The organism is Microcystis sp. M53602_WE12 (assembly GCF_030065455.1).
GTDB lineage: Bacteria > Cyanobacteriota > Cyanobacteriia > Cyanobacteriales > Microcystaceae > Microcystis > Microcystis aeruginosa.
This window is the reverse complement of record NZ_JASJFB010000151.1, coordinates 1-10,254: the sequence shown is the minus strand read 5'-3', so window position 1 is coordinate 10,254 and position 10,254 is coordinate 1. Positions and strand designations below refer to the sequence as shown.

General features: G+C 41.1%; 10 protein-coding genes and 2 pseudogenes. 8 read left to right on the top strand and 4 right to left on the bottom strand.

The annotated features are described in order from the left end of the window. From PX482_RS05870 to PX482_RS05855, 4 genes are all read left to right on the top strand, one after another. Window positions 1-619 (top strand): biotin--[acetyl-CoA-carboxylase] ligase (locus tag PX482_RS05870; RefSeq protein WP_288122186.1); only part of this gene is annotated, 619 nt, incomplete at its 5' end. Between the two features lie 45 nt (window positions 620-664). After that, window positions 665-1,909: a M23 family metallopeptidase gene (locus PX482_RS05865; RefSeq protein WP_287765080.1), complete on the top strand. Its 1,245-nt coding sequence runs from the start codon at window positions 665-667 to the stop codon at window positions 1,907-1,909. Window positions 1,910-2,121: 212 nt separating this feature from the next. Next, window positions 2,122-2,403 (top strand): hypothetical protein, encoded by a 282-nt coding sequence (locus tag PX482_RS05860; RefSeq protein ID WP_288097178.1) that lies wholly within the window; start codon window positions 2,122-2,124, stop codon window positions 2,401-2,403. Window position 2,404: 1 nt separating this feature from the next. Next, complete coding sequence (locus PX482_RS05855) at window positions 2,405-2,659, top strand: type II toxin-antitoxin system RelE family toxin (protein ID WP_288097176.1); 255 nt, start codon at window positions 2,405-2,407, stop codon at window positions 2,657-2,659. A gap of 314 nt (window positions 2,660-2,973) precedes the next feature. On the opposite strand, the gene PX482_RS05850 is transcribed toward PX482_RS05855, so the two are convergent. Then, complete coding sequence (locus PX482_RS05850; protein ID WP_288097173.1) at window positions 2,974-5,082, bottom strand: NACHT domain-containing protein; 2,109 nt, start codon at window positions 5,080-5,082, stop codon at window positions 2,974-2,976. Window positions 5,083-5,297: 215 nt separating this feature from the next. Here PX482_RS05850 and PX482_RS05845 point away from each other — a divergent pair. From PX482_RS05845 to PX482_RS05830, 4 genes and pseudogenes are all read left to right on the top strand, one after another. Continuing rightward, window positions 5,298-5,567, top strand: a pseudogene (locus PX482_RS05845) (aminotransferase class V-fold PLP-dependent enzyme); the annotation flags it as partial. Window positions 5,568-5,698: 131 nt separating this feature from the next. Further along, the gene (locus PX482_RS05840; protein WP_288122185.1) at window positions 5,699-7,441 is read left to right on the top strand and encodes an ABC transporter ATP-binding protein; all 1,743 of its coding nucleotides are present in this window, start codon (window positions 5,699-5,701) and stop codon (window positions 7,439-7,441) included. Between the two features lie 76 nt (window positions 7,442-7,517). Then, window positions 7,518-9,179: a purple acid phosphatase family protein gene (locus PX482_RS05835; RefSeq protein ID WP_288027993.1), complete on the top strand. Its 1,662-nt coding sequence runs from the start codon at window positions 7,518-7,520 to the stop codon at window positions 9,177-9,179. 47 nt (window positions 9,180-9,226) lie between these two features. Continuing rightward, entirely contained in the window at window positions 9,227-9,655 is a 429-nt protein-coding gene (locus PX482_RS05830; RefSeq protein WP_002759720.1) for a hypothetical protein, read from the top strand. Here PX482_RS05830 and PX482_RS05825 read toward each other — a convergent pair. From PX482_RS05825 to PX482_RS05815, 3 genes and pseudogenes are all read right to left on the bottom strand, one after another. Then, on the bottom strand, window positions 9,652-9,864 hold the full coding sequence (locus PX482_RS05825) for a winged helix-turn-helix transcriptional regulator (protein ID WP_269464993.1): 213 nt from the start codon (window positions 9,862-9,864) through the stop codon (window positions 9,652-9,654). The genes PX482_RS05830 and PX482_RS05825 overlap by 4 nt on opposite strands. Then, a pseudogene (locus tag PX482_RS05820) lies at window positions 9,851-10,066 on the bottom strand (IS701 family transposase); the annotation flags it as partial. The pseudogene PX482_RS05820 and the gene PX482_RS05825, both read right to left, overlap by 14 nt. Then, window positions 10,015-10,233: a hypothetical protein gene (locus PX482_RS05815; RefSeq protein ID WP_288027991.1), complete on the bottom strand. Its 219-nt coding sequence runs from the start codon at window positions 10,231-10,233 to the stop codon at window positions 10,015-10,017. The pseudogene PX482_RS05820 and the gene PX482_RS05815, both read right to left, overlap by 52 nt. Window positions 10,234-10,254: the final 21 nt, after the last annotated feature.

Sequence of the window (10,254 nt, the reverse complement as noted above, 5' to 3'; positions counted from 1 at the left end):
TGCTAGTCAACAAAGTGCCGGGAGAGGACAATGGGGACGGGAGTGGATTTCTGAACCGGGAGGATTATATTTATCTTTGGCGTTAAATCTGGATTTAGAGGTGGATAAATCTGCCCATCTCGTTCTCGCTACAGTTTGGGGCATCGCTCATCACCTGAATTGTCAAGAAATACCCGTTAAAATCAAATGGCCGAACGATTTAGTCCTATTAGGGCGCAAACTAGGGGGAATTAACCTAGAAACCCGTATTCAAGGCCAAAACATCCCGCAAGCAGTCATCGGAGTGGGCATCAATTGGGCTAATCCCGTCCCCCCCACGGGCATTAATTTACAAGCTTTGGCCGGCAATAAAATCACCTCGATCGCTCAATTAACCGATGTCACCAGCGATGCTATCCTATACGGCTATGAATATTACTGTAATCACGGCATAAAAGCCTTATTAGCCTCCTACTTAGAACTTTTTGCCAATTTTGGTCAAAAGATAGTTTTCGAGGGCTATCAGGGCATAATAACGGGGGTAAGCGATCAAGGGGAATTAAAAGTTAAACTCACCTCGGACAATGCCAGTAGCGAAATCTATCTACCGGCGGGTAGGGTCAGTCTCGGCTATAATTGAGTCTAAATATTTTTTTGACTAAACTGTGAGAAGTGAGGCCGCCCTATGTATCCTTCATCGGTGATATTGAAACTTTTTCTCGGAAAATCCTTAAAAAAGAAGCTGAGTTTATGCAGTGGTCTCGGTTTAGTAATCAGCGGTCTGATTACTCTTGCTCCCAATGCGATCGCTAATTCCGAAACTGGCAGCGAAACCCCAGTGGTGGAAAATGCCGCCCCGACTCTGAAAGCCCCCGTTATCAAAGAAAATACTAATCCTGCCCCCCGTCTGGCTATCCCCGAAAACCATCAAACCGATATGCCTACCCTTGCCCCCCGGGCCGGCGGTAAAAATAACTTTATCGATACCAGAAACTTTAACCCCCCCAGTTCCGTTGTCGTCACCGAGCGCCGCAGTGGTTGCCAAACGATCGCCCAAAATGGTCAACTGGTAGGAGGTAGCTGTAATCTGGCGGCCCGGTCCCCCCGTCGTCAGCCGGTCAGCACTGTGGCCAAACCCTTACCCCCGGTTAATCTGGCCCGGGTGCGTCTCAATCCTAATCCAGCCGTGCGGGTAGGACGGCAGCCCCGAAATCAGCCGGTTATCGCTAATAATTCCCTGGGTCGTTATGCCCCCACTCTCGTGGCTTCTAGCGCCCCGGTACGTCTGGCTGCCCCGACGGTGATTCCAAGTCAGGTGGTGGCCCTCAATCCCCCGGAATGGAATGGCGTAAAATTAGCTTTGGCCCCGGTGACTCGCGCAGAAGTGGAAGCAATCAGCGAAGCGACCACCTATGAGCGGGCCACCCGTTTAAGTCCCACGGATTCTAACCCAACTCAACGCACGGATTTACTCTTTCCCCTCGCCCTTCCTGCCCAAATTACCTCGGTTTTCGGGTGGCGAAATCATCCAGTCAGCGGGAATCGGGCCATGCACGCGGGTACTGATTTAGGCGCACCTATGGGAACACCTGTATTAGCCGCCTACGCAGGGGAAGTGGCCACCGCCGACTGGTTAGGAGGTTACGGATTAACGGTGATTTTACGTCACCTCGATGGTAGTCAAGAATCTCGTTATGCCCACCTTTCGGAAATTACCGTCAAACCGGGAGAATGGGTGGAACAGGGTGCGGTTATCGGTCGTGTGGGTAGTACGGGACTTTCTACTGGTCCGCACCTACACTTTGAATGGCGACACCTAACGGAACAGGGTTGGACCGCCGTAGATGCCGGTTTACATCTAGAATTAGCCCTCGATAATCTGGTGCAGAGAATGCAAATGGCCGCAGCCACTGACCCTAATCAGAATTAATTTGTTTTGGGTTACAAATATAGCGGTTTTTGGAACTTAAAAACGCATCGTTGAGCTTTTGCCCAATTGATGCGTTTTCATACATTCGCAGTCTTAAGTAGTTGGACAAAAGTAAAGTTAACTGTGGGGTAAGGAGTCGGTCGTCAGGAGTCAGGAGACAGGATACACGCTAAGATACAAATAATAAACTTGAGAGAAGCACTTGATTAAATATGACTCTAACTAACGTTGAAGTAAATCCCTCGACTCCAGAAGATTTTTTAGATTCTGAAACATTAGTACAGGTCGATTTAATGCAGCAAAAGATTCAACAATATATACAAACCCTATCAGTAGAAAATTTAAAGATGATTCTAGAATTTGCCGCTTATTTGTCAGATAAAGAAAGTGAAAAGGCAACGCAAGAAATTAGAGCAATCCCGAATATTATGGAACATTTGAAAGAAGCTGAAATGGATTTACAATCAGGTTTTCTCATTGATTGGGAAAGCTGAGATGACTTATAAAGTCCGTTTGACAGCTAAAGCAAATAAAGTTTATTCTGAAGCGGATCCAATCTTAAAAAAGAAGATTGCTAAGTGTTTAAAACTCCTTCAAGAAACACCGAAAAATCACCCTCAAATTAAAGCATTAAAGGGAGAATTTGCTGGGAAGTATCGCTTCCGCGTTGGAGACTATCGGGTTATCTATACAGTTGATGATAGTCAGTCTCAAGTTATCGTCTTACCGCCAATAAATAGGGTTTGCTGAATAAATGTGAAATGTAGGCAAGATAGGGGTTTTGTGGCTTTACGAGCGAAACAGGTGCAAGATTCTGAGAGAATCGTGCTTCAAAACCTTGCGTCTTCATGGTTCCGCGTCCTGTAGGGGCGAAGCATTCGGACAATAACTTATCGGTGAAACCGTAGATTTTCTATCCGAATGCTTCGCCCGTACTTTTTCAGCAAACCCTATGTTCTATAAAAATGGTAATGCAAGGTTTTTGAAGCTCCCAATCCTCATAGTGTTAATATTCGCTAATCTCATCCAATTGGAAAGGCAAAATTTGAGAAAAAAAGTAGAAGTTAAGGAACGCGGAGCATTCGTTCTTCGATTTCTTGCCAGACGGTAGGGGAAATATTAACAGCCACTTTTTGGCAGTCGAGAATCAGGCGATTAATATAAAAATAATGCTTGTCTATTTCGCTAATTTCTTGGCGGGTGGATAAATTAAGTAATTCAGGCGTTAAATTAAAAGCAGTATTCGAGATTTTAAATAATTGATAAAAAAATTCTTGATGTTCTTTTCTAGTTGCTTTATCATCAGGAATAATTTGTTTTAAAGCTTCTAAATCAGCGATTAATTGGAAAAAATTAACCCTAGAAACAATTCGATACTGAGCAAATAATTTAACTAACCGGACAAACTCATGAATGAAGTTGAAGGTAAAGAGGATACCAGAGATGTTGTAGGCGATCTCGGGGGCGTAGGCGTAGGCGATGATGATGCTGTGGGTGATGGGGATGCCGATGAGGGTGCCGATGCCGATGACGTTGGGGATGACTTTGGCGTAGGCGATGAAGAGCCAATAGGCGAGCGCTCTTCTTCCTACAGGTTTAATCGGACTATCAACAGAATCTTTAGTCATCTCATCTGCCCATTGTAAAATCGGCACTAATTTTTGACCGAGGGGCGTTTTAAGATAATTATGGGCTTCTTTCTCCATTGCTAATAACAATTTATCGGCTTTCCCTCGCATCAAACCCGCCACTAACAAAAACACCTCTTGCCAACGAGTTTCTGTTACATAATTCTTAACTGCTTCTTCAATCAAATCATTATCATAGATATACTGAGCCGTGAGGTATTCCTGAAGGGTTAAATGAGAAAAAGAATAGATATTTCTCGCCCGCTCTACTAAAATTCCCTGTTCAATTTCAATGGTTTTTAATACTTTTTCTCCGTCTAAATGTTGCGGAGCATTTAAGTTTTGTTTAAGGTGATCTTTAATTTGCTTAACAATTTCTCGTTTTTCTAAAAAAAGTTTATCTGCTACAAAATTCTGATAAGCGACTTCAGATAGCAAAATTTCTTCTTGCTCAATACTGAGATTTTCATAAACTAAACCGCGATTAGGTAAACGTTTTTCGGCTGACCATGTTTCCAATAAAATTCGTAACGCATCTTGATAAAGGCGACTGCGATTTGTGGGAAAAGATTGATTTTTATCATAAACCAAACACAAAAAAGTCAACAATAACGGTGTATGGGCTAACTCTTTTGCACTTTTATACTCCTCCTTTTGCAACAGTTCCCAACAATTTTTAGCCGTCTCATTTTTCCGATCTAATTCCGAACTAAACCAATGTTCAATAAAACTTTGAATTTGCTGATCATCAAATTCGACAATTTCAATATCGGTAAATTGTCGAAGATGAGTTCTAGCAGCAGTGCGACAGGAGAGAATAAAACGATTTTTATGATGCCTATCTACAAAATCTTTGATTTTCTCGATTACATTATTCACATTAGCTGTTGGCACTTCATCCAAACCATCTAATAAAATTAGTAATTCCCCTTTTTCTAGTTTATTGCTAATATTTTTTTCCACATTGGGAAAACCACAGATTTTAAACTCCTCTTCAATTAATGCCTGAATATTAATCTCGTTTTCTTTAAAGTTTTTCAACTCCAGTAAAACAGGTGTTAGAGGATGCTGATAACTGCCTTTATTTCCCTTGAGAGCTTCTAAACCAACTTTTCGCAAAAATGTAGATTTACCAATACCGGGATCACCAAGTACCATTAAATATTGTTCTTGATTAGCCAAAAGTAAACCATCTTTTTTACCATCATCCCTAAAGTTAAACCGTCGCTGCTTACTCTCACGATATTTATTTTCTAAATTTTCATCATAATAATCCCTGACTAAATTACCCAAACATTTGACATTAATATAAATTGACTCCAAATCCATCGGCTTAGACATTTTTAAAACCTTAATCATGCCGTGCCGATCCCAGTAACGTTGAGTATATTCCCGCAAAAAAAGATACTTTCCTTCTTTGATAAGCTGCCCGACATCTTTATTCAATAACTCATTTTTATTAATACCCTCCCACCCCGATTTAATCATTTGACCAATAAAATTATTAGTCAATGCCGTTACAATGGTTGTTTCAATTCCTGTCATAACTTAACCCCTGTAAACCCTCTGACGCTTAGTATAAGCCAGAAAGCGGGTTTCTCATCATCAACTCAGAAAGCGGGTTTCTCAACAACCCAGAAAGCGGGTTTCTCAACAACCCAGAAACCGGGTTTCTTAAGGAAAACCGTTTTCTAATCTCTTAAACGGCTAAACTGAGAATAGCTGCCTGTCTTGACTCTCATTTCTCAGATTGTAAAATAATGCAAATTTATCTTGACTATAGTGCCACTACCCCCACTCATCCCCAAGTGATCGAGCGGGTTGCCACTATTCTCCGGCATCATTGGGGCAACCCCTCCAGTTTACACAGTTGGGGACAGGATAGGGCGACAGTCATCGAAATGGCCAGAGAACAGGTAGCAGGGTTAATTAATGCCAATTCAGACCAGATTATCTTCACTTCTGGCGGTACGGCTATCAAGCTAAAATTGATCAGCCCCCCGGTAAACCGCCCAAGGCTGGTTCTAATGTTAAGGAGAAAAAATAAAAATTCTTGGGTGGGAAATGTGGCCGCATCTCATAATCCACTGATTATCTATTCCCCCTTTTGCCTGTTCCCTATTCTAACTGATAACTGATCACCGATTACTGATAACTGAATATGGCTTATTCTCGCATTAAAAAACTAGCAAATTATCTACGTCCCCATTGGCAAATAGTAACTGGGGGGGTAGTTGCTCTGCTTATTGTTAATCTTTTGGGTGTTTATATACCGCTTTTAATCCGGGATAGCATCGATGATTTGAGTAAATCCTTTGACTTTCAAAAAATCATTTATTATCTGATTTTAATTGTCGCTTTAGCCTCGATTATGTGGTTTATCCGCATGATTTCCAGAGTATTGTTATTCGGGATCGGTCGTCAGGTAGAGTTCGAGCTTAAACAAAAAATCTTTCAGCATTTATTAACCCTTGAACCTGCCTATTTTTCTCGGCAAACTTCAGGAGATTTAATCAACCGTGCCACTAGCGATGTGGATAATGTGCGTCGTCTGGTGGGTTTTGCTTTACTCAGTTTAGCCAATACTTTTTTTGCCTATGGGTTAACTTTGCCCGTAATGTTAGCGATTCATATTCCCCTTTCAATCGCCGCTATTTCTGTCTATCCTTTGATGTTAATTGCTGTGCAGTTATTTAGTGGTCGTCTGCAGCGGCAACAGAAAAAAGTACAAGAAAAACTCTCGCATCTGAGCGATTTAATTCAAGAGGATATGAGTGGTATTACTCTGATTAAAATTTATGCCCAAGAAGGTAACGAGCGCCGAGCATTTAAGCAAAGAAATCGCAAATTACTACAGGCTAATTTAGATTTAGTCCAGACTCGTAATTTTCTTTTTCCCCTGATTGAAGCTTTGGCCTATGTCAGTTTATTGGCGTTGCTTGCTCTCGGTACTAGACAAATTATAGCGGGTAATATCACCATTGGGGACTTTATTGCTCTGTTAATTTTGGCAGAAAGATTAGTTTTTCCCACTGCTTTATTAGGTTTCACTATTACTGCCTACCAACAGGGAGAAGTGAGTATAGATCGCCTGGAAACTATCCTATTAGCCGAGGCTAAAATTAAAGACAATGCCGATTGTATTCACTTAAAAAATATTCAAGGAAAAATTACCGCCAAAGCCTTGACTTTTTTCTATCCTGATGCTAAGGAACCCGCCTTAAAATCTCTTTCTTTTACCATTAATCCGGGGGAAACGGTAGCGGTCGTCGGTGCGATCAGATCGGGAAAATCTACCCTTGCTAACGCTATTCCCCGTCTTTTGAATATTGCTGAGGGACAGTTATTTATTGATGATCAAGATGTCACTCAAATTGCCCTGGAAGAGCTGCGAAAAGCGATCGCTTATGTTCCCCAAGAAAGTTTTTTATTTAGTACCACCATTGAAGATAATATCCGTTATGGCGATCCGCTGCTGAATTTTTCGGCAGTGGAATCGGCGGCCAAACAAGCGAGAATTCAGGAGGAAATCGAGAATTTCCCGCAAAAATACGGAACTTTAGTGGGAGAACGTGGGATTACTCTTTCCGGTGGTCAACGTCAACGGGCCTCTTTAGCGCGCGCTTTAGCCATCCAAGCACCGATTTTAATCCTTGATGATGCCCTATCTAGCGTCGATAATCAAACGGCTACAGCTATTTTGGAAAATATCAGCCAAGAAAGCCAAAAAACCGTGATTTTTATCTCCCATCAATTATCGGCCGCTGCCACTGCTGATCGCATTTTTGTCATGGATCGCGGAGAAATTGTCCAGATGGGAACCCACGAGGAGTTAATCGCAATACCTGGGGTCTATCAAAATCTCTGGCAACAGCAGCAGTTAGAGTCTAAGGTTTTACATTAGCCGATAAAATAGGGAATCTGCCAGTTATTGCCGGTTAAGCTGTGGACTATCTCAATTACTCCTTAAGACCGTTTAAATGCAGCACAGCAGTTATCTTTTAGCGACAATGAACAAGAATCAACTTTTAACCGAACCTTTTTTACAATTACCCACCGAAACATCAGTACAAGTGATTTGGTTTACGGAATTTTTTGGCACTCGTCATCAGGTGCGCTACGGGGAAAAACTAGAGAAAATTGCCCTCGCTCGCACTAGCAAATTAACTAGAGTTAGAGAAGATGCAAAATCGAGAACCGTTGAAGCTTATCAATCTTTAACCGCTCGAGAAATCTGGCGACATCAGGCCGAAATTACTGATTTAAATCCCGGGGAAAGGATTCCCTATCAAGTCACCAGTTTTCAGGAAAATACAGCGATTAGAAGTGATATTTATACCCTTACCCCAAGACCCAAAAAAGGAACTAATCTCAAAATTCTGCTCACTTCCGATCATCAATTAATGCCCATGACTGCCGCTAATTTACAAAAAGTTAGCGAAACTATTGGACAGGTAGATGCAGTTTTTTTAGCAGGAGATTTAGTTAATATACCCGATCGAGCTTCCGAATGGTTTGATGATATTCGCGGTGGGGCATTCTTTCCCTGTTTACAAGGTCGTGCCAATTATACTCTGACAAAGAATGGTATTCAGACTATTTATAAAGGGGGAGAAATTATTCAAAATGCGCCCTTATTTCCTGCTATTGGTAATCATGAAGTTATGGGCAGATTTTCTACTTCTATAGGTTTAAATGAACAGTTTGAAGATGCTATTCCTCAGTTTATTGCTAAACAACTAGCAGAGGATACAGCAGTAATTAATGAAACCTGGTTAAAAAATAATGCTTTCAACACAGAAACCTACGAAGAAATTTTTTCTTTGCCTCAAAATAAATATTATTCTCTAACCTTTGGCGATATTCGTTTAGTGGTTTTATATGTTACTAATATCTGGAGAAATCCCAATTTAGAACCCAGTGCAACGGGAAGATATTACGAAAATCAAAGAGATTTAGATAGACCCGACCGCTGGGGTTACGGTCAGCATATTTTTGAGCCAATTGCTCAGGGTAGTCCTCAATATCAATGGTTAGAAAAAGAGTTAAATAGTCGAGAATTTCAAGAGGCTAAATATAAAGTAGTTATGTTTCATCATCCTCCCCATACCCTAGGAGGAAATATCGTTCCACCCTACACCGATCCCGTGCCGACAATTCAACGGGATACCACGGGAAAAGTTAGCTCAGTACGTTATGATTATCCCCAAGAAAATGATTATATTATTCGTGATCTAATTCCCTTATTAGAATCAGCCAAGGTTAATTTAGTTTTTTATGGTCATTCTCATTTATGGAATCGTTTTCTTAGTCCTAAGGGTATGAATTTTCTCGAATCTTCTAACGTTGGTAATAGTTATGCTGCTTATTTAGGTGATAAAAAACGTCCTGTACCCCTCGATAGAAATTATGCAGCCATCGGTAATCCTAATGGATTAGAAGCAATTATCCCGAATATTGCTCCTCTAGTGGATTGGGTTAATCAACCTTTACCCTATATTGCCAGTAATGATCTGACGGTTTTTAGCATTTTAGATACAGAAAAAGCAACCGTGAGCAGTTATCGTTTTGATACCCGTTATCCTGACTCCGAGGTAATTAAATTTGATGAATTTGACCTTTTTAGCGTAGGTGAAATATAATAAAATCAAAGAGTGCCGGTTAAATAGATTCTCTTGGGGTTAATTGTATGACTACTGTTACTAGCAATGATATTCAAGAATTGAAAGACTTACTCTCGGCAATGCGACAGGAAAACCGCGAGCAGATGATTTCCCTGCGAGAAGAAACCCGCGAGCAAATAAGTTCCCTGCGAGAAGAAACCCGCGAGCAAATTGATACGCTAAAGGAAGATAATCGCAAACAACTAGAAACCCTGAGAGAAGAAAATAACAAGCAATTTGTTAACCTACACAAAGAAATCACGGAAGTGAAAATTATAACGGCTAAAATTGAAGGAACAATTCAATCCCAAGCAGTATTAACCCAAAAAATTCCCGATTTAATCGAGAAAGTTGGGGAATTAAAAAACTGGAAACAAATAGCTATTGTCGCTATCACTGCTTTTACCAGTGCCACAATTACTTGGTTTATTCGAGGAGGAAATTTGAAACCTTAAAGTCTGGCATTTTTCTCAATTCCTAATTGGTGCATTTCCAGAATAATCGGTTTCAGGGTTTCTCCGAAAGCGGTTAAAGAATATTCAACTTTGGGAGGAATTTCTGGATAAACTTCTCGGTGAATCAGTCCATCTAACTCTAATTCCCTCAGTTGTTGGGTGAGAACTTTTTGACTAATGGGACTTAAACAAATTTTAAGCCCAAACAAAGCCGAAACTGGCTTGATAAGCGGCAAACACATCCTGATTCTCGGTCAGCCACCTAAAGAAACGAAAAGACATCGCTGTCCGAAAAGCTTCCAAAGCTTCCACAAAAGTGTTTAAAGGTCGATTCGTCCACCGCCTTTGCAGTCCCCCAGTTAACTTATGCCACAGGATAAATGTATAGGCACAAAACACCAAGATAAAATAAAGTGATGTAATCGGTTATAAACTACTCCGACGGCATTATTGGCCATTTGAGGGAGGTTTTTCCTCTCACTTTCCCCTAATAATCCTCCTAAATAGGGGCTGCTGAAAAAGTTTTTCGTGGGGGCAGGGTGTGGGGTGTGGGGTGTGGGGTGTGGGGTTTTACCCATTTTCAGGTGGTCAATTACCTA

Excerpts from the sequence above, each read along its gene's own strand:
- PX482_RS05865 (WP_287765080.1), top strand. The coding sequence starts at position 665 with ATGTATCCTTCATCGGTGATATTGAAACTTTTTCTCGGAAAATCCTTA.
- PX482_RS05860 (WP_288097178.1), top strand. The coding sequence starts at position 2,122 with ATGACTCTAACTAACGTTGAAGTAAATCCCTCGACTCCAGAAGATTTT.
- PX482_RS05855 (WP_288097176.1), top strand. The coding sequence starts at position 2,405 with ATGACTTATAAAGTCCGTTTGACAGCTAAAGCAAATAAAGTTTATTCT.
- PX482_RS05850 (WP_288097173.1), bottom strand. The coding sequence starts at position 5,082 with ATGACAGGAATTGAAACAACCATTGTAACGGCATTGACTAATAATTTT.
- PX482_RS05840 (WP_288122185.1), top strand. The coding sequence starts at position 5,699 with ATGGCTTATTCTCGCATTAAAAAACTAGCAAATTATCTACGTCCCCAT.
- PX482_RS05835 (WP_288027993.1), top strand. The coding sequence starts at position 7,518 with ATGCAGCACAGCAGTTATCTTTTAGCGACAATGAACAAGAATCAACTT.
- PX482_RS05830 (WP_002759720.1), top strand. The coding sequence starts at position 9,227 with ATGACTACTGTTACTAGCAATGATATTCAAGAATTGAAAGACTTACTC.
- PX482_RS05815 (WP_288027991.1), bottom strand. The coding sequence starts at position 10,233 with ATGGGTAAAACCCCACACCCCACACCCCACACCCCACACCCTGCCCCC.